The organism is Pseudomonas sp. AC255 (assembly GCF_979258175.1).
In genome coordinates this window covers 1447819-1465789 of the sequence record NZ_OZ409841.1, presented here as the reverse complement: position 1 = coordinate 1465789, position 17971 = coordinate 1447819, and the positions used below count along the sequence as shown (strand labels likewise).

General features: G+C 60.7%; 13 protein-coding genes and 2 pseudogenes. 9 read left to right on the top strand and 6 right to left on the bottom strand.

Annotation, left to right across the window (positions count from 1 at the left end):
• Nucleotides 1-77: 77 nt before the first annotated feature.
• Nucleotides 78-950: a LysR family transcriptional regulator gene (locus ACZZ0K_RS06855; RefSeq protein WP_258706950.1), complete on the bottom strand. Its 873-nt coding sequence runs from the start codon at nucleotides 948-950 to the stop codon at nucleotides 78-80.
• Between the two features lie 160 nt (nucleotides 951-1110).
• Between ACZZ0K_RS06855 and ampC the strand changes: the two genes are divergently transcribed.
• Nucleotides 1111-2277, top strand: coding sequence for a class C beta-lactamase (gene ampC, locus ACZZ0K_RS06850; protein ID WP_258706951.1), 1167 nt, complete (start codon nucleotides 1111-1113; stop codon nucleotides 2275-2277).
• A 282-nt stretch (nucleotides 2278-2559) separates the two neighbouring features.
• Here the strand turns inward: ampC and ACZZ0K_RS06845 are convergent, their stop codons facing one another.
• From ACZZ0K_RS06845 to ACZZ0K_RS06835, 3 genes are all read right to left on the bottom strand, one after another.
• Nucleotides 2560-3123 (bottom strand): DUF4174 domain-containing protein, encoded by a 564-nt coding sequence (locus ACZZ0K_RS06845; protein WP_016775365.1) that lies wholly within the window; start codon nucleotides 3121-3123, stop codon nucleotides 2560-2562.
• Between the two features lie 185 nt (nucleotides 3124-3308).
• Complete coding sequence (locus ACZZ0K_RS06840) at nucleotides 3309-4094, bottom strand: sulfite exporter TauE/SafE family protein (protein WP_258706952.1); 786 nt, start codon at nucleotides 4092-4094, stop codon at nucleotides 3309-3311.
• A 234-nt stretch (nucleotides 4095-4328) separates the two neighbouring features.
• Nucleotides 4329-5078: a hypothetical protein gene (locus ACZZ0K_RS06835; protein ID WP_016775367.1), complete on the bottom strand. Its 750-nt coding sequence runs from the start codon at nucleotides 5076-5078 to the stop codon at nucleotides 4329-4331.
• Between the two features lie 277 nt (nucleotides 5079-5355).
• On the opposite strand from ACZZ0K_RS06835, the gene ACZZ0K_RS06830 reads away from it, so the two are divergent.
• The 3 genes from ACZZ0K_RS06830 (at nucleotide 5356) to ACZZ0K_RS06820 (ending at nucleotide 8048) form a co-directional block, all read left to right on the top strand.
• Nucleotides 5356-6504, top strand: a complete 1149-nt coding sequence (locus tag ACZZ0K_RS06830; protein WP_258706953.1) for an aldose epimerase family protein — start codon at nucleotides 5356-5358, stop codon at nucleotides 6502-6504.
• 227 nt (nucleotides 6505-6731) lie between these two features.
• Complete coding sequence (locus tag ACZZ0K_RS06825) at nucleotides 6732-7553, top strand: aldo/keto reductase (RefSeq protein ID WP_258706954.1); 822 nt, start codon at nucleotides 6732-6734, stop codon at nucleotides 7551-7553.
• Between the two features lie 24 nt (nucleotides 7554-7577).
• Nucleotides 7578-8048, top strand: a complete 471-nt coding sequence (locus ACZZ0K_RS06820) for a DUF1810 domain-containing protein (RefSeq protein ID WP_258706955.1) — start codon at nucleotides 7578-7580, stop codon at nucleotides 8046-8048.
• On the opposite strand, the pseudogene ACZZ0K_RS06815 reads toward ACZZ0K_RS06820, so the two are convergent.
• Nucleotides 8013-10372, bottom strand: a pseudogene (locus ACZZ0K_RS06815) (DNA polymerase II). The gene ACZZ0K_RS06820 and the pseudogene ACZZ0K_RS06815 overlap by 36 nt on opposite strands.
• 299 nt (nucleotides 10373-10671) lie before the next feature.
• Here ACZZ0K_RS06815 and ACZZ0K_RS06810 point away from each other — a divergent pair.
• Nucleotides 10672-11112 carry a CBS domain-containing protein gene (locus ACZZ0K_RS06810; protein WP_041477195.1) on the top strand — a complete coding sequence of 147 codons (441 nt, stop codon included), beginning with the start codon at nucleotides 10672-10674 and terminating at the stop codon, nucleotides 11110-11112.
• A gap of 178 nt (nucleotides 11113-11290) precedes the next feature.
• Here ACZZ0K_RS06810 and ACZZ0K_RS06805 read toward each other — a convergent pair whose 3' ends face one another.
• Nucleotides 11291-11914 carry a glutathione S-transferase N-terminal domain-containing protein gene (locus ACZZ0K_RS06805; RefSeq protein ID WP_125918118.1) on the bottom strand — a complete coding sequence of 208 codons (624 nt, stop codon included), beginning with the start codon at nucleotides 11912-11914 and terminating at the stop codon, nucleotides 11291-11293.
• Between the two features lie 1071 nt (nucleotides 11915-12985).
• On the opposite strand from ACZZ0K_RS06805, the gene ACZZ0K_RS06800 reads away from it, so the two are divergent.
• From ACZZ0K_RS06800 to ACZZ0K_RS06785, 4 genes and pseudogenes are all read left to right on the top strand, one after another.
• A complete protein-coding gene (locus ACZZ0K_RS06800) occupies nucleotides 12986-13810 on the top strand; it encodes an energy transducer TonB (protein WP_252878560.1) in 825 nt (274 codons plus the stop codon).
• Nucleotides 13811-13855: 45 nt separating this feature from the next.
• Complete coding sequence (locus ACZZ0K_RS06795; protein ID WP_041477200.1) at nucleotides 13856-14563, top strand: MotA/TolQ/ExbB proton channel family protein; 708 nt, start codon at nucleotides 13856-13858, stop codon at nucleotides 14561-14563.
• Nucleotides 14563-14964 (top strand): ExbD/TolR family protein, encoded by a 402-nt coding sequence (locus tag ACZZ0K_RS06790; protein WP_252878561.1) that lies wholly within the window; start codon nucleotides 14563-14565, stop codon nucleotides 14962-14964. The genes ACZZ0K_RS06795 and ACZZ0K_RS06790 overlap by 1 nt, the downstream gene beginning before the upstream one ends.
• A gap of 210 nt (nucleotides 14965-15174) precedes the next feature.
• Nucleotides 15175-17885: pseudogene (locus ACZZ0K_RS06785) on the top strand (TonB-dependent receptor).
• Nucleotides 17886-17971: the final 86 nt, after the last annotated feature.

The window sequence follows — 17971 nt, the reverse complement described above, 5'->3', positions numbered from 1 at the left end:
GGTGGGTCAGCCAGCATCAATGTTGGCCATTGCGACCCCATCGCTGGCAAGCCAGCTCCCACAGGGAATGAGGTGAATCAGGCAGAAATTTGCAGCAACCAGGTTTTGAACGCTTTCATCGCCACCGTTTCCGCTCGCGACTGCAACCGCGTCAGCCAGTAACTGCCGGTGGTGATCTCGATCGCGAACGGCTGGCAGATCGCATCCGCTGCCAGTTGCCGGGCGAACATCAGCGGCGGCGCCAACGCCACGCCGCCGCCCTGCAACGCCGTTTCCATCATCGCCAGTGAAGAATCGAAGACGATGCTTTGCGGTGGCGCAGCCTGGGTCGCCAGTCCCGCCGCCTGAAACCACTGCGGCCATTCATCAGTGCGATAGGAACGCAGCAAGGTCTGCTGCAACAAGTCCGCCGGCGCGTGCAGTTGCCGGGCAATCTCCGGCACGCATAACACCGACAACGGCGCATCGAGCAAGCGTGTCGCCTCAATGCCATGCCAGGCGCCAGCGCCGAACCGAATCGCGTAATCCAGCCCTTCCGCCGCCACATCGACCCGGTTGTTATTCGTCGAGAGGCGTAAATCGATCAGCGGATATTTCGCCCGAAAGTCCGCCAGCCTCGGCAACAGCCAGCCCACGGCAAACGTGCCCACCGCGCCGACCGTCAACATGTCGCGATACTGCCCACCAGCCAGACGCTCGAGCATCTGCGCAATGTGGTCGAATGAGGTGCTGAGCACCGGCAGCAAGGTTTCGCCTTCACTGGTCAGCATCAGCCCACGGGGCAGGCGTTTGAACAGGGTCAGGTTGAGCTGCGCTTCCAGGCTTTTGACCTGATGGCTGACCGCTGCCTGCGTTACGCACAGTTCGACGGCGGCGCGGGTGAAGCTCAGGTGGCGTGCCGAAGCTTCAAACGCGCGCAGAGCGTTGAGCGGCAGTTGCGGTCGAATCATGGGTTGTCCCAAATTTTTCTAAGGGTTCGTGCGAGTTTTCATCGTTTGTCGAAGGTCGGCAAAGTGCCTAAATTAACCGCGCTGATCAGCCGCCCGATGAAAAAATCACCCGCAGTGTAGCGGGATACAACAAACGACACTCATGGAGAGTGATTCACTCATGTGTTCCTTCAACCCGAGCAAGGTCTTTTCCCACAGCGCTTTCGCACTGTTCTTTGGCAGCGTTGCCTGTCATGCCGCAACGCCGACCGATGGGCAATTGCAGGCACTGGTCAGCCAAGCCGTCACCCCGGTGATGCAGCAAAACAACATCCCGGGGCTGACCGTAGCGATCACGCTGAATGGCCAGGCGCATTACTTTAATTACGGAGTCGCTGCCAAAGACACCGGGCAAAAAGTCAGTGAAAACACCCTGTTCGAAGTCGGCTCGGTGAGTAAAACCTTCACCGCCACCCTCGCCGGTTACGCCCAGGCCACCGGCAAACTCGACCTGTCGAGCAAGGCCAGCCAGCTCTGGCCTGAGCTCAAGGGCAGCGCCTTCGACAACATCAGCGTGCTGCAACTGGGCACCTATAGTGCTGGCGGTCTGCCGTTGCAATTTCCTGCCGAGGCGGATTCTTCCGACAAGATGCTCGGCTATTACCAGCAGTGGAAACCGCAATTTCCCGCCGGCAGCCATCGCCTGTATTCCAACCCGAGCCTGGGCCTGTTCGGCTACCTGACGGCGAAAAGCCTCGGCCAGCCATTCGACCAGGCAATGACGCAAACCCTGCTGCCGAAACTCGGTTTGCAGCACACCTTCCTCAGCGTGCCGCCAGCGCAGTCGAAGCTTTACGCCCAAGGCTACGACAGCGCCGACCAACCAGTGCGCGTCAGCCCCGGCGCCCTTGACGCCGAGGCCTACGGCATCAAAACCAGCGCCGCCGACCTGCTGCGTTACGTCCAGGCACAACTGAAACCGGCCAGCCTTGGGCCTGATCTGCACCAAGCCATCGCCAACACCCACATCGGTTATTACCGCGTCGGCGACATGACCCAAGGCCTGGGCTGGGAAAGCTACGCCTACCCGATCACTTTGGAAAAACTGCAAAACGGCAACTCGACCCCCATGGCCATGGAACCTCACAAAGTCGAGTGGCTGACCCCACCGCAAGCTGAGCCGGCCAATGTGCTGTTCAACAAAAGCGGTTCTACGCGGGGCTTTGGTGCGTATGTGGCGTTCGTGCCGTCGCGGGACATGGGCATGGTAATTCTTGCCAACAAAAACTACCCAAATGCCGAACGGGTGAAAATTGCGCATACGGTTTTCGCGGCGTTGGCGGATTAAGAGCAAAAGATCGCGGCCCGAGCCTTCTGCGGCTCCTACAGGATCGGGTTTTCACTCGGTTAACGTTGGAGGTGTCGCAGGCTGCAACAACTTTCGATCAGCAGATGACTTGTGGGAGCGAGCCTGCTCGCGAATGCGCTGGATCAGTCACCTTTCAGCGCCTGAAAAACCGCTATCGCGAGCAGGCTCGCTCCCACATTTGAACTGTGCACTTCACAAAAAAATGTGGGAGCTGGTTTGCCAACTCCCACAGGAATTTTGCTTCATTCAGTCAACGCGCAATCAATCATCCGGCATCTGCGGCGGCTTGCTCGGTTTTGCCGGTTTGCTGCCCTTCGCGCCTTTGGCCGGTTCCGGCTCGGTGGCGGCAGGTGTTTGTGCGGCGGCGGCCGCAGCGGCGGCTTCTTTTTCGGCCATGGGCATGGCGTCGATGGTTTCGAAGATTTTCGCCAGGCTCAATGCCTTGGCTTCGTCACCCGAAGCGGAGAGCTTGGTTTCGCCGTCCTTGCCCACCAGGAACACTTTTGGATAGGCGCCGGCGCCGAGCTTCAGCGAGCGCAGCAGGGCCATGGTGTCCTGCTGGCCCATGTCCTTGCCGTCGAGCTGGCCGGACATGCTGAGGATGGTGTAGACCTTGATGTTGCGGTCGGTGACGCCCTTTTTGTTGGCCGGGTCTTCCAGTGACTTTTTCAAGCTCAGCCAGACCGGGTCGACGGTGCTTTGCGCAATCACGATCAGCGGACGGGCGCGGCCCACGTCCCCGGCCAGGGGTGAATCGCTGTCGGCGGCGAACAGGGGGCCGGCGATTGCCAGCAAGAGGGTCAGGGTCAGGGACCTGATGAGCATGCGCATCTCCTTTTGATATCCACGCACTACTGATTGCGCATCGTGGCGATTGTTCCGGCGGTGTCTGGCAAAAAGGCATTGCCCTGTCAGAAGCTTAGGTCAGGGAGAACTTTGCGCAACATGACGCAAGCGATCATCGGCACATCCCTGCGGCCGCTGCACAGGAAGTGTTTCTCCAGGCTGACTCAGAACGCCAACTTGTAACCAATCAACACCAGCATCGTCGCCAGGCACGGGCGCAGGATTTCGTCGGAGATGCGTCCGGTCAGGTGGCTGCCGAGCCAGATGCCTGGCAGCGAGCCCATCAGCAGGAAGCCCAGCACGCCCCAATCCATGTTGCCCATGCTTGCGTGGCCGAGGCCGGCGACGAGGGTCAGGGGTACGGCGTGGGCGATTTCGGTGCCGACCAGGCGCCGGGTTGGCAGCAGTGGGTAAAGGATGAACAAGGCGACGGTGCCCAGTGCGCCGGCACCGATCGAGGTCAGGGCGACCATGGTGCCGAGGATCAGACCGGTGATCACCGTCATCACGTTAAGCCGCGAACCGCTCGGGTTGTAGTTGCCGCCGGCGCGTTTGTGGGCGAATTCGAGCAAGCGTTTCTTGAAGAAGATTGCCAGCGCCGTGGCGAAGAGGACGAAGCCGAGCGCCTGCTTGATAATGGCGTTCATCGCGTCCGGCGCGGTGTGCAGGGTGCTGAGGAACCACAGGGTCATGGCCACCGCCGGCACACTGCCGAGGGTCAGCCAGCCGGTGATCGCCCAGTCGATGTTCTTGTTCTTCTTGTGAACGAGGACGCCGCTGGATTTGGTGATCGCGGCGTACAGCAGGTCCGTACCCACCGCCGTCGCCGGGTTGATGCCGAACCACAGCAGAATCGGCGTCATCAACGAACCGCCGCCGACACCGGTCATGCCGACGATAAACCCCACCACCAGCCCGGCAATCACCAGGCCGAAATTTGCCAATTCCATTCAAACGTCCAGAAAACGACAGGAAAATCTGGCCCGCAGCATAGCGATTTTTCTTATAACCACATATATCGATGCGGTCTATCGTTATGCCATATCGAATTTGCTGCAGTTCCCTGTGGGAGCGAGCCTGCTCGCGAAGGGGTGTCAGCCGACCGATGAGTTGAATGACGCAACGCATTCGCGAGCAGGCTCGCTCCCACAGTGGATCTTTGCGCTACAGAAAACCTGCCGTGCTCACTGCACCGGCAGGAAATTCAGAAACAGCAGGCTCTGCGCGTAATTCAGTCCGATCCTGCGATAGCGCTCATCGAGCATCTGCGTGAGCAGGTCGAGGCGCGCGACGATTTTGCTGAATTCGGTGGCGAAGCTGAGGTTGCTGCCCTCCTCCGAGATTTCGTTGGAGAACAGCAACGGCTGGCCTTCCTTGTTTTGTCGTTGCGACAGAATCCACATGGCTTTTTCGATGTTACGCGCGGCGTTGTGCACGAAAGTCGGGTTGATCGCGTCGGTCATGTAGAACTCGGTGCGATTGCCGTGAGCGGTAACCAGCATGCTGCCGATCGCATAGATGAAGGCGCCGACGCGGTCGCCGAGGAATTCCGGACTCATCGCATAGCTCAGCGCCGCCAGGTCCTTGCGCCCGCCCAGCACGGGCAACGGCTGCTGTTGCTCGACAGCGAGACGCACCTGTTTCACGGCGGCGTTGACGGTGAGGAAACCGGATTTGCGCAGTTCTTCCGGGTTGCGCAGGTAGAGCTTGCCCATCAATCGATAGAGGCTGTCGAGGTTGTCGCGCATCGCCAGGGTGGCCATGCGGTCGACGCTGGTCTGCAGAAATTCCTGCGGCTGCCCTTCACGTATCTGATTGAAAAATCCATTGCCGTTCTGGTGACTGCAGCCGCTGAGCAACAGCGACAACAGACAGGCCAGCAGCAGGCACGGGCGGCGGTGAGCGGCGGTGATCAGGGCAAAAACACTCGGCATGAAATCTCGGACAGGCACATTCCTGTGCGGCGGGAGTCACCGCATCCTGGCCATGCATAGAGCCGCCGATTGCGAAAAAGTGCAGTGCTCCGGCGGTGAAGCCGACCTTCGGCGCTTTTCGCCATGTCAATTAGTCGGACTTTATATTTGCCAAAAACGGTAAATCCGCTATAAATCTTCTCTCTCGACTCAAATAGCATGACTAGTGACATGTAGGAGCTGCCGAAGGCTGCTCCTACGGTCAATACGAAAACAACAACAAAAAGGAAGGTCAACCATGCTTCAATCCCGTCACCTGCTCTCCGGCCTCGGACTGTCCCTGATGATCGCTACCCTTTCCGCCAACGCGGCGGGCCTGACCGCCGAACACAAAGCCTTCGGCAAAACCAATGACGGCACGCCTGTCGAACAGTACATCCTGCGCAACAGCCACGGCATGCAGGCCACCGTGATCACCTACGGCGCGACCCTGCAAGCGCTGAAAGTCGCTGACAAACACGGCAAGTTCGACGACATCGTGTTGGGCTTTGACGATGTGCAGGGCTATCAGAAAGGCACCGCGTACTTCGGCGCGACCATCGGCCGCTTCGGCAATCGCCTGGCCGAAGGTGCTTTCGAACTCGACGGCAAGCGTTATCAAGTGCCGCAGAACGACAAATCCAACGCCCTGCACGGCGGCCCCGAAGGTTTCGACAAGAAAGTCTGGAAGGCCAAAGAAACCAAGGACAAGGATTCGGTTGGCGTAACCCTGACCTACCTGTCGGCCGACGGCGAGATGGGCTTCCCAGGCAATCTGACCACCGAAGTCACCTATCGCCTGACCGACAACAACGAGCTGCGCATCGACTACAAGGCCAGCACCGACAAGCCGACCGTGCTCAACCTGACCAACCATAGCTACTTCAACCTGGCCGGCGCCGGTAATGGCGATATTCTCAAGCAAGTCGCCATGATCAACTCCAGCCATTACACGCCGGTCACCGCGAAACTGATCCCGACCGGGGAGCTGGCGGCTGTCGCCGGCACGCCGATGGACTTCAGCAAACCGACGGCAATCGGCACGCACATCAAGGCTGATCATCCGCAGCTGAAATTCGCCGAGCCGAAACAGGGCGGCTTCGATTTCAACTGGACGCTGGACACCAAGGGCGATGTCAGCAAGCTCGCCACCGAAGTCAGCGATCCGCAATCCGGACGGGTCCTGCAACTGTTCACCAGCGAGCCGGGCGTGCAGTTCTACACCAGCAACTTCCTCGACGGCACGGTCAAGGGCAAGGGCGGCAAGGTTTATCCACACTGGGGCGCGTTCACCCTCGAGACCCAGCACTACCCGGACTCGCCGAACCAGCCAGACTTCCCGAGCACGCGGCTTGATCCGGGGCAGACTTACGCCCACAGCGTGATCCTGAAGTTCTCCACCAAGTAAGGCCCACGCCGCATGATAGTTCCCACGCTCTGCGTGGGAATGCAGCCCGGGACGCTCCGCGTCCCTTTCAGAGCTGGAACGCGGAGCGTCCCTTGATGCATTCCCACGCGGAGCGTGGGAACGATCTTGTAGGAGCTGCGGACCGCTGCGATCTTTTTTGCTTTTTGAACCCCAACGCTATTCTGCTGCCCACTAAAGATATCGACTCTTTAAGGCAGGAGGTTTGGATGCGTACTCTTGAATTGGCCGGCGTACAGGTTCCCGTGATTGGTCAGGGCACCTGGCGCATGGGCGAAGATCGTTCGGCGCACAGCCGTGAAGTGGCGGCGCTGCGCACGGGCATCGAGCTCGGCATGACCCTGATCGACACCGCCGAAATGTACGCCGAGGGCGGTGCCGAAACGGTAGTCGGCGAAGCCATCGCCGGTCTGCGCGATCAAGTCTTTCTGGTCAGCAAGGTCTACCCGCACAACGCCAGCCTCCAGGGCATCCCGCAAGCCTGCGAGCGCAGTTTGCGTCGGCTCGGTACCGACTACATCGATCTGTATCTGCTGCACTGGCGCGGTCAGTATCCGCTGGAGGAAACCGTCGACGCCTTCGAACGCCTGCGCGAGGACGGCAAGATCGGCCGTTGGGGTGTGTCGAATTTCGATGTCGACGACCTCGAAGAACTGTCCAGCTCGGCCTGCGCCACCAATCAGGTGCTGTACAACCTCGAGGAGCGCGGCATCGAATTCGATCTGCTGCCGTGGTGCCAGCATCAGCGCCTGCCGTTGATGGCTTACTGCCCGATCGGCCAGGGCGGCGCGATGCTCGCCGAGCCGGTCCTGCAAGACATTGCCAGCCGTCACAACGCCACCCCGGCGCAGGTTTCGCTGGCGTGGCTCCTGCGCCATGACGGCGTGATTGCGATTCCCAAGGCTGTGCGCCCGGAGCATGTGCAACTCAATGCCGAGGCGGCGCAGCTGCAACTCGACGCCGGGGATCTGGCGGCGCTGGACAAGGTGTTTCCGGCGCCACAACGCAAGCAGCGCCTGGCCATGGTCTGAGCTGCCGACTGTGAGGGCTTCGCGATGAGAAGCACAGATCTGCACGACCCGTTCAACCTGCAACGTTTTGTCCAGGCTCAGGACCCGGTGTTCGAACGGGTCCAGCGTGAACTCGAGACGGGCCGCAAGCGCAGCCACTGGATGTGGTTCGTCTTCCCGCAGTTCGCCGGGTTGGGCGGCAGCGAGATGGCCCGGCGCTTTGCCATTGGTTCAGCCGAGGAAGCCCAGGCGTATCTGGCCCATGAACTGCTCGGGGCGCGGCTGCGCACCTGCACGCAACTGGTGCTGAATGTGCCGCAGCGCTCGATTGCAGACATTTTCGGCCATCCCGATGACCTGAAATTTCATTCTTCGATGACCCTGTTCGCCCAGTTCAGCGCTGAGGACAGTCTGTTCAACCAGGCGCTGGAGCGGTACTTCCACGGCATTCTCGATGAATGGACGCTGCAATTGCTCGACTCAAAACAGGCCCAGTTGCCCACCGATCAGGGTTGAGAAGTCGTCGTCGACAAACGGCAGAATCGCATCCGCCACCGGTTGCAGCTGCCGAGTGATGTAGTGGTCGTAGTCGATGGCGGCGCGGCGTACCTCCAGCGGCTCCGGGCCGGCCAGGGTGATGACGTAGCTGATCCAGCCGCCGTTCTGATATTGCCGTGGCCGCCCGTGCTCGGCGTTGTATTCGTCGGCCAGCCGCGCCGCGCGGACGTGCGGCGGCACGTTGCGTTCATAATCGTCGAGGGTGCGGCGCAGGCGCTTGCGGTAGATCAGCCGATCGTCGAACTCGCCAGCGAGCGTGTTGCGCACGTAGTCGCGCACGTAATCCTGATACGGCTTGCGCTGGAAAATCCGCTCATACAGCTCCTGCTGAAATTGTCGAGCCAGCAGCGACCAGTCGGTGCGCACGGTTTCCAGGCCCTTGTAGACCATTTCCTCGCTGCCATCGGCGCGGGTGACCAGTCCGGCGTAGCGCTTCTTGCTGCCCTCCTCGGCGCCGCGAATGGTCGGCATCAGGAAGCGCTTGTAGTGAATCTCGAACTGCAATTCCAGCGCGCTTTCCAGCCCGTACTCTTCGCGCACATGGGCGCGCCACCAATCATTGACGTGCTTGACCAGCGCGTGGCCGATCTGCGCTGCTTCTTCCTGACCGTGCAGACTGCGCAGCCAGACGAAGGTTGAATCGGTGTCGCCGTAAATGACCGCGTGGCCCTGTTCTTCGATCAACTGGCGGGTGCGCAGCATGATTTCGTGGCCGCGCAAAGTGATCGACGAGGCGAGCCGGGTATCGAAAAACGGCAACCACTGGAGCCGAGCACGCCGTAGAAGGCGTTCATGATGATCTTTAACGCTTGGGACAGCGGCGCGTTGTGTTCGCGCTTGGCGGTTTCGCGCCCTTCGGCCACCCGCGCCACGATGGACGGCAGGCAATGGCGGGTGCGCGAGAAGCGTGCGCCACGGAAACCTGGTACCGAGTCAGCGTCGTCCGGGTGTTGCAGGCCCTCGATCAAGCCCACCGGGTCGATCAGAAAGGTGCGGATGATCGACGGGTAAAGGCTTTTGTAATCGAGGACCAACACCGATTCGTAAAGCCCCGGGCGTGAATCCATGACAAACCCGCCGGGGCTGGCCTGGGGTGGATTGGTGCCCAGATTGGGTGCAACGAAGCCCTGGCGGTGCATCAACGGCATGTACAAATGGGTGAACGCGGCGACCGAACCGCCGCTGCGGTCGGCCGGCAAACCGGTGACGCTGGCGCGTTCAAGCAAAAACGTCAGCAGTTCGGTCTTGGCGAAGATCCGCGTGACCAGTTCGCAGTCCTTGAGGTTGTACTTGGCCAGCGCCGGTTTGTCCTCGGCGAACATGCGGTTGATCTCGTCCATGCGCTGGTACGGATTGTTGATCGCCTTGCCTTCGCCGAGCAGGGTCTGCGCGACGTTTTCCAGGCTGAACGAGGGAAAACTCCAGGTCGCCGAACGCAACGACTCGATGCCATCGATGATCAGCCGCCCCGCTGCCGAGGCGAAATAATGATTGCGGCTGCCGTGCTCGCGCCACTGCATTTCTTCGCCGCCACGACCGATCTTCAGCGGTACGCCGAGACGCCGTGCGTGTTCGTGAAGGATGCGCAGGTCGAACTGCACAACGTTCCAGCCAATGATCGCGTCAGGGTCGTGGCGGGCGAACCAGTCGTTGAGCTTCTTCAGAATGAGCGTGCGCGAATCGCAGTATTCAAGGTCGAAATCGACAATGCTGGCATCGCCATTCGGCGCGCCGAGCATGTACACCTGGCGCTCGCCGCAGCCTTCCAGCGCGATGGAGTACAGCTCGCCGTTTTCGGTGGTCTCGATGTCGAGTGAGACCAGACGCAGTTTCGGCCGGTAAATGGGGTCGGGTTTCAGTTGGGCGTTGATCAGCACGCCGTCAGCATCAGGCGTGCCGCCGAACAGCACCGGCGCGGTGATGAAGCGCTCCATCAGATAGCGTTCCGGCGGGCGGACGTCGGCTTCAAAGACGTCGACGCCGGCGCGGTTCAGCGCGGTTTCGAGGCGCATCAACTGGCCGTGCTGCTGGCAATACAGACCGAGCACCGGACGATGCTGAAAATCCAGCAGCGCCAACGGTCGCAGTTCCACATTCTTTTCATCGTGCAGCAGACGCTCGGCCGCTTCCCGCTGGGCGGCGGGAATAAACGCCACCGATGGCTGAGGCGCCAGACGCACGCGGCGCGGCCCGGCGTCCGTTGCCAGCCAGAACTCGACTTCGGTGCCGGCCGGCGTATCGCGCCAATGCCGGGTCAGGACGAAGCCCTGCTGTAAATCCACCACTGCGACCTCAACGTTTCAATCAGAACGCCATTCTACGCAGCATTTGTGGCGAGGGATTTATCTGTGGCGAGGGGATTTATCCCCGCTGGCCGCGAAGCGGCCCCGCCTTTAATGAAAGGGCCTGCTGCGCAGACCTGCAGGGCTAAATCCCCTAGCCACATGCTTCATTCACCGATACAAAGAAGTTTTTTCCGGCAAATGGCGTTTTTTGCACGCTAACTGCCGCTTTGCCACCTTGCTCTGCGCAGCTGCGTCTACGATGCTTGATGAACAACGACAACACCTGAGTAACCGCCATGAAGACCGTCGCCCAACTGCTCAAGCTCAAAGATCAGAAAAATCAGGAAGTGCACCAGATCAAACCCGATCACATGGTGCTCGAAGCGCTGATGAAGATGGCCGAGAAAAACGTCGGCGCCTTGCTGGTGGTCGAAGACGACAAAGTGGTCGGCATCATCAGCGAGCGTGATTACGCACGCAAACTGGTACTGCACGGACGCTCTTCGGTGGGCACGCCAGTGCGCGACATCATGGTCAAGGACGTGATCACCGTGGATACCCGACAAACCGTCGACACCTGCCTTGGCATCATGTCGGACAAACGCCTGCGCCACTTGCCGGTGGTCGAGGACGGCCAGTTGATCGGCCTGTTGTCGATCGGCGACCTGGTGAAAGAGGCGATTGCCGAACAGGCCGAGTTGATCAAACAGCTGGAGCAGTACATTCGCGGCGACTGAGCCCACCGCCGTGATCCCCTTGTGGGAGCGAGCCTGCTCGCGAATGCGCCAGGTCAGTGATGATCGTTCCCACGCTCTGCGTGGGAATGCAGCCCGGGACGCTCCGCGTCCCTCTAAAGCCGAACGCGGAGCGTCCGTTGAGGCATTCCCACGCAGAGCGTGGGAACGATCTCGCCTGTCAGGCCGGCCAGTGCCGCTCAAACACCGGTGCCAGCACCGGGTGCCGGTCGATCCTTTGCAGCCACGCATAAAAGCCCGGGCGGGTCTGGCGCAGGTGTTCGCGGCTGCCAGCCCAGCGGCTCACCACGGCCGCCAGCACATCCAGTGCACCGGGCGTTTCATCATCCAGATACAGCTCCCCGGAAAACTGATCGGCAAACACCTCCCAACTGAAGTGCAGGCGCTGGCGCGTGCCGGCGATCAGGTTTTGCCGTGCGCTCTCGTCAGGCGCGCTCAGCCAGCGCTCGGGGTAATCGATGATGCCAACCGCTGCGTAGCAATTGCTGACGATGTAGGCGAGACCGCGGATCGCCTGATCACGATCGGCAGCCTTGCTCGGCAGCAGGCCGGATTTGGGAAACGTCAGGCCCAGGTGAATCAGGATCGCCGCACTTTCGGTCATGGCGCTGCCGTCCGGCAGTTGCAAGGTCGGTATCTGTTTCAGCGGATTGAGTTTGCCCAGCGCTTCGTCGGCCTCGGCGCTGGCTTCGGTATCAATGAAGCGATAGGCGATCTGGCACAACTCCAGTGCCGCCTCGATGGCAGCCGCGCCGGAATTCTTGTGCCCGTAGAGCTGGTACATGTCCGTTCCCCCGATAAGGCCTTTGCACAGGGTAGATGGCTGGCTGGCCTGACGTAGAAAATTCTGCAAATGTGTCGTGATTGGCACGTTTTTCCCATGCACTGCCGACTTGCGAAATCAACCTTCGCCAATCAGCGCTGGCGGTGCCCATCCCGCACCAAGAGCATTCATCGAACGCTATCCGCGTTCTTGTAAGGTGCGACAGCGAACCAAAAGTTCGCCTGTCCGAGCTGGCAACAAGGAGTTCACCCGTGAATCTTCAAATGCTCCGCCGTACGACATACCCGACTCACTCGCAAATCCAGCCGCAAGTTCAGCCGAACCTATTCAGCCTGGCGCATTTCTCCTTATTACCTGAAACCCGATGCACACTTTGCGTGCCTGGCGATCGAGCGATCGCCGGGCGCAGAGTTTTATTTATTTTTTAAATACGGCAATTAATAAAAGGCACAACAACAGGATTGTCGAACAATGACTTTCCGTCATTGAAGTTGCACCAAAACCGCACGCCCGAATGTGATGCAGTTAACCAATACTCCAGAATCAAAATAAGGAACATGTCCTGTGAACCGCTGAATGACTGACCTGCACCAAATCGACTCGCTGCGCACCGATAGGTGCTAAGCCTGATCACCGAGCAGCCGCTCTATCCCGCCGATTGGCGTGATACAGCGTTCCCTCTGACTCGCTCTGGAAAAAGCCCTTCTGCGAGGACTTGAGAACCGCTTCGCGCTGAATAAACCGTATGCGAATTTGAAACTTATATAAATGCGACATCAGTAACACCGAAGATATGCGTTCAACCCGTTTCAGCAACATCTGGCACACCTGTTGCAAACTGTAACAAACCTGAGACAGCTCACGTCTCCACACAACAACAAGCCACGGAATGGATAATGAACAATCGATATAGATGCTACTAAGCCATTAAGTTTGTTCGAGGCCGTTTAAACAGATAGTCCAACTATCGGCTCGCGTACACCTTGAAGAAAGTTGCACCCACTCACTCGAACATCAGCCATATGTTCGGACGGCACCTTATTGCCCTTCATCTGACCCGAGGGAGCTTTAATGAACGATGCGGTAAAGCACAAAACCCTGCCGGGGCCGTTGCGGCAAGCACCGGTCCCGCCGGCAACGGGCAGGCCGGCGTTTACAGCCAATACGTCACGACCCGGCGGGTTGAACAAACCACAGTTGCTCTTGCTGATCGCCGTGTCGGCGCTGATACACGGCGGCGCGTGGTGGTTCTTCCATCAGGCGCGGCCGGAGCCACTGCCGACGCCGCCGGAAATTCCGGAAATGACCGTCGAGCTGACCAGCCCGACGCCTCCGGCCCCACCGACACCGGAACCACCACCGCCGCCCCCGCCTCCACCGCCGCCGGAACCCGAGCAGCCGGTGGAAGACGAGGACGCGGTCAAGCCGCCGCCCAAACCGGTGGAGAAGCCCAAGCCAATCGAAAAACCAAAACCGGTCGAGAAACCCAAACCGGTGAAGAAAGTCGAGCCACCGAAAGCACCGCCAGCCCCGGCGCAACCTGCCGCACCTGCGGCGCCGACGACACCGAGCGCACCACCGGCACCCCCTGCTGCGCCCGCTCCGGTCAAGGAGTCGGCGGCGATTTCCGGCCTGGCCAGCCTTGGCAACCCGCCGCCGGAATACCCGTCGCTGGCGCTGCGCCGCAATTGGGAAGGCAGCGTGGTGCTGCGCATTCAGGTGCTGGCCAACGGCCGTGCCGGTGCGGTGACGGTGACCAAGTCCAGCGGCAAGGCGCAACTGGATGAGGCGGCCGTCGCGGCGGTGAAGAACTGGAAGTTCATTCCGGCCAAGCGCGGTGACACGCCGATCGACGGCTTCGCCACCCAGACCATCGATTTCAAATTGCCGCAATGACGGCGCAACCGACTCATTACTGATTAACGCAAGCGAGGTGTAGCCATGAACGATTCACTGTCTTCGATGATTGTCCCCGGTGTGCTCTGGGGTCTGGTGCTGTTTTCCGTGGTCAGTTGGGCGATCCTGCTGGTCAAGTCGGCCCAGTACCTGCGCCAGAAAGCGCAGAACAAACAGTTCGCCAAAGCCTTCTGGAGCGCGCCGGACCTGCTCACCGCCGCCGAACACGCCAGCCAGTATCCGGGCTCGCTGGCGCGCATCGCCAGCAGTGGTTTCGAAGCCCTGCTGGTGGAAGATTCGCCGCGCACCACGCAGCAACTGGCGCACACCATCAACCGTTCCGATCGCCTGGAACGCAACCTGCGCCAGCAGATCCAGAAAGAACGTCGCTCGCTGGAAAACGGCCAGGCGATCCTCGCCAGTATCGGCAGCACCGCGCCGTTCATTGGTTTGTTCGGCACCGTGTGGGGAATCATGGAAGCCCTGCAAAGCATCGGCGAAACCGGCTCGGCCAGCCTTGAGGCGGTCGCCGGGCCTATCGGCCACGCGCTGATCGCCACTGGCGTGGGCATCGCCGTCGCGGTGCCGGCGGTGCTGATCTACAACTTCTTCCTGCGTCGGCTGAAACTGGCCTCAGCGGACATGGACGACTTCGCCCACGACTTCGACGCCCTCGCCTCGCGCAGTGCCTTTTCCATCAGCCGCCAGGCCATTGCCAGCAAAAGCACCACCGCCGTGCGGGAGGCTAGCTGATGTCGTTTTCCACTCAAGACAGCGATGAAGTGCTCAGCGAAATGAACGTTACGCCGCTGGTCGACGTGATGCTCGTGCTGCTGGTGGTGTTCATTGTCACCGCGCCGCTGATGACCAACGCGATCAAGGTCAACCTGCCGAAAACCGACGCCGTCGCCCCTGCCGAAAAGAAAGACCCGGTGGTGGTCAGCGTCGATCAGGACGGCAAGTTCTATCTGGCCAAGACCGAACTGGCCCCGGAATTCCTTGAGGCCAGCCTCAAGGAGGTCAAGGCCAAAGACGCCGACGTGCGCGTGCAGTTGCAGGCCGACGCCGCCGTCAATTACGGCCAGGTGGCCAAGGCGATGGCATCGATCGAACGCTCCGGCATCAGCAAGATTTCGGTGATGACCACCCACTGAGTGCGGTGCCGGATGGGTGTTGAAAAACCCGCCCGGCGCCGCTGAAAAAAGAAATCCCGTCGCACCCGGCCGACCGAAAAAACGCCCCGCGTCTTCGGAGGGGATCGGCTTGCTTGAAGAAAGTGGTTTTCCGCGCGCGGTATCACCGGAAGCGGAGCAATGAGCGGCTCACAAGGCCAATTCGATAACGTCTGAAAATCGGAAACAACCATGCTGATGAACACTCCACGCTTCACGCTCAAACCTTTGGTGGCAACGATGTCTCGCCACCGTTTCGTTCCGCTGTATCTGGTGGCCATGGGGATGGGCGCCGGGACCGTGCAAGCGGCCGAGGACGACAACAGTGCCACGCCGGCAGCCGCTGTCGTGGCGGCGCCGACCACGCAACTGCAACGGGTCGAAGTGACCGGTTCGGCGATTCGCCGGGTCGATGCGGAAACGGCGGTGCCGATCACCATCCTCAAGGCTGACGAGCTGCGCAAACAGGGCGTGACCACCACCGCCGAACTGGTGCAGCGCATCACCGGCAGCCAGTCGATCAACAACAGCGCCGGCTCTGTCGGCGCGGCAACGGGCGGTGCGTCGTTTGCCGACATGCGCGGCATCGGCGCGAACAAGACGCTGGTGCTGCTCAATGGTCGACGCCTGGCCAACAACGCCCTGTCGGGGACCAACTCCGCCGGCGGCGCGGTGGATCTGAACATGATCCCGTTCGCCGCCATCGAGCGCGTGGAAGTGCTGCGCGACGGCGCCTCGGCCCTGTACGGCACCGACGCCATCGGCGGTGTGATCAACTTCATCACCAAAAATCTCTCACCGATGGCGCCCTGACCCTGGGCGGCGAAACGCCGACCCACAGCGGTGGCGGCGCGACCAAGGACATGAGCGCCAGTTGGGGCTACGGCGATCTCGAAGAAGACCGCTTCAACGTCCTCGGCGTGTTCAACTACAACAAGCAGCAGAACCTCGACGCCAACGACCGCTCCTTCGCCACCGACTATGCGCCCGGTCGCGGTCTCGATCAGACCTCCGGCACCGCGTTCCCCGGCAACTACAGCCAGAACGGCAACGCCACCAACCCGTTGGCCAACAGCAATTGCAACGGCCCCAACCTGATCGCCCGCGACGGCTTGTGCCGCTTCAGCACCCGTGAATACATCGATCTGGTGCCACAGACCGAGAAGACCTCGTTCTTCGGCAAGACCACTGCCAAGCTCGGCGATGATCACAACGCCAACCTTGAATATTTCTGGTCGCGCAACAACAACGCCGTCGCCGTCGGCCCGGCGCCACTGACTGGTCTGAGCCTGGATTCCTCGTCGCCCTACTACCCCGGCAATGGCATCACCCCGGCGCCCACCGATTTCGCCCTCGACCCGACGCAGCCGGTCGATGTGAACTGGCGCGAGACTGCCGCCGGCCCGCGTGAATCGAAAGACCAGAACACCAGCCAGCGCTTTCTGCTGAGCTTCGATGGTCTGGTTGGCGGCTGGGATTACAACGTCGGCGCCTCGTACAACCAGAACAAAATCGTCTCCAGCGTCACCAGTGGCTATGTCAGCGATCAGGCGATGATTGACGGCCTGGCCAGCGGTTTGCTCAACCCGTTCGGCCCGCAGACCGCTGCCGGCCAGCAGTACATCGATGCCGCCGCCTACCACGGCGCCTACTCCACAGCCGTGGGTCGCGTCGCCGGGTTCGATGGTCGCGTCAGCCGTGAAATCGGTGACTGGTTCGGCGCAGGTCCGTCCGGCCTGGCTCTGGGCGGCGAGTACCGCAAGGAGAAATTCCATCAGGACTTCGAGTCGTTCGCCGGCGACATCCAGAGCCTCGGCATCGACCCGGCCGGCAGCGTCGAGGGCGACCGCAGCGTCAAGGCCGCCTATGCCGAACTCAACGTGCCGGTGCTCGACAGCCTCGAACTGTCCGCCGCTGTGCGCCACGACAAATACAGCGACTTCGGCAGCACCACCAACCCGAAATATTCGTTCCGTTATCAGCCGATCAAAGAGCTGGTGGTGCGTGGTGCCTACAGCGAAGGTTTCCGCGCGCCATCGCTGTACGAGCTGTATTCGCCGCGCAGCATCACGTTCACTCAGGGTTACTACAACGACCCGGTGCTGTGTACCGGCGGTGTGGTGCAACCGGGCGGCAACGGCGGGCGCGATTGCGGTCAGCAATTCCTCAACCAGATTGGCGGCAACGAAGATCTGGCCCCGGAGAAGGCGCGCAACGTGACGTTGGGCTTCGTCTACCAGCCGATCAGCAACCTCTCGGTGGGTCTGGATTTCTGGTGGATTCACATCTCCAACCAGATCCAGCCGTTCCCGGAGTCCACCGTGTTCGATCAGGCTGGCTCCTACCCGGACCGCTTCGTGCGCAACGCCGACGGCACGCTCAACTACATCGTTACCGGCAACGCCAACCTCGGCGTCGTCGAAACCAATGGTGTCGATGTGTCGCTCGACTATCGCTTCCCGAACACGCCGTACGGTCAGTTCGGCCTCGGCCTGCAAGGCACCTATGTCGACGAGTACGACTTCCAGAGCACCATCAAAGGCCCGTTCACCGACAAGGTCGGCGACTTTCAGGGTGACGGCGTGATCGCGCGCTGGAAGCACAACCTCACCGGCAGCTGGAGCCTCGGTGCGGCGCGAGCAGCGCTGACCAACCGCTTCACCACCGGTTACAACGATTACGACCGCGAGACGCACGCGCGGGTGGCGTCGTATTCGGTGTGGGATCTGTCGGCCGGTTACACCTTCAACAAAGTGCTCGACGTTGATGCCGGAATGAAGAACGTTTTCGACCGCAACCCGCCGTTCTCCAACCAGGCCTACAACTTCCAGAGCGGCTATGACCCGCGCTACACCGACCCGCTGGGCCGGACATTGTTTGCGCGCATGACTTACCACTTCTAAAGAACGAGCACCATAAAACCCTGTGGGAGCTGGCTTGCCAGCGATGGCGTTGTATCAGTCGACATTTACTTCACTGACATACCGCT

Bases quoted from the DNA above. Each gene is read 5' to 3' on its own strand.
- ACZZ0K_RS06855 (WP_258706950.1), bottom strand. From the start codon at position 950: ATGATTCGACCGCAACTGCCGCTCAACGCTCTGCGCGCGTTTGAAGCT.
- ampC (WP_258706951.1), top strand. From the start codon at position 1,111: ATGTGTTCCTTCAACCCGAGCAAGGTCTTTTCCCACAGCGCTTTCGCA.
- ACZZ0K_RS06845 (WP_016775365.1), bottom strand. From the start codon at position 3,123: ATGCTCATCAGGTCCCTGACCCTGACCCTCTTGCTGGCAATCGCCGGC.
- ACZZ0K_RS06840 (WP_258706952.1), bottom strand. From the start codon at position 4,094: ATGGAATTGGCAAATTTCGGCCTGGTGATTGCCGGGCTGGTGGTGGGG.
- ACZZ0K_RS06835 (WP_016775367.1), bottom strand. From the start codon at position 5,078: ATGCCGAGTGTTTTTGCCCTGATCACCGCCGCTCACCGCCGCCCGTGC.
- ACZZ0K_RS06830 (WP_258706953.1), top strand. From the start codon at position 5,356: ATGCTTCAATCCCGTCACCTGCTCTCCGGCCTCGGACTGTCCCTGATG.
- ACZZ0K_RS06825 (WP_258706954.1), top strand. From the start codon at position 6,732: ATGCGTACTCTTGAATTGGCCGGCGTACAGGTTCCCGTGATTGGTCAG.
- ACZZ0K_RS06820 (WP_258706955.1), top strand. From the start codon at position 7,578: ATGAGAAGCACAGATCTGCACGACCCGTTCAACCTGCAACGTTTTGTC.
- ACZZ0K_RS06810 (WP_041477195.1), top strand. From the start codon at position 10,672: ATGAAGACCGTCGCCCAACTGCTCAAGCTCAAAGATCAGAAAAATCAG.
- ACZZ0K_RS06805 (WP_125918118.1), bottom strand. From the start codon at position 11,914: ATGTACCAGCTCTACGGGCACAAGAATTCCGGCGCGGCTGCCATCGAG.
- ACZZ0K_RS06800 (WP_252878560.1), top strand. From the start codon at position 12,986: ATGAACGATGCGGTAAAGCACAAAACCCTGCCGGGGCCGTTGCGGCAA.
- ACZZ0K_RS06795 (WP_041477200.1), top strand. From the start codon at position 13,856: ATGAACGATTCACTGTCTTCGATGATTGTCCCCGGTGTGCTCTGGGGT.
- ACZZ0K_RS06790 (WP_252878561.1), top strand. From the start codon at position 14,563: ATGTCGTTTTCCACTCAAGACAGCGATGAAGTGCTCAGCGAAATGAAC.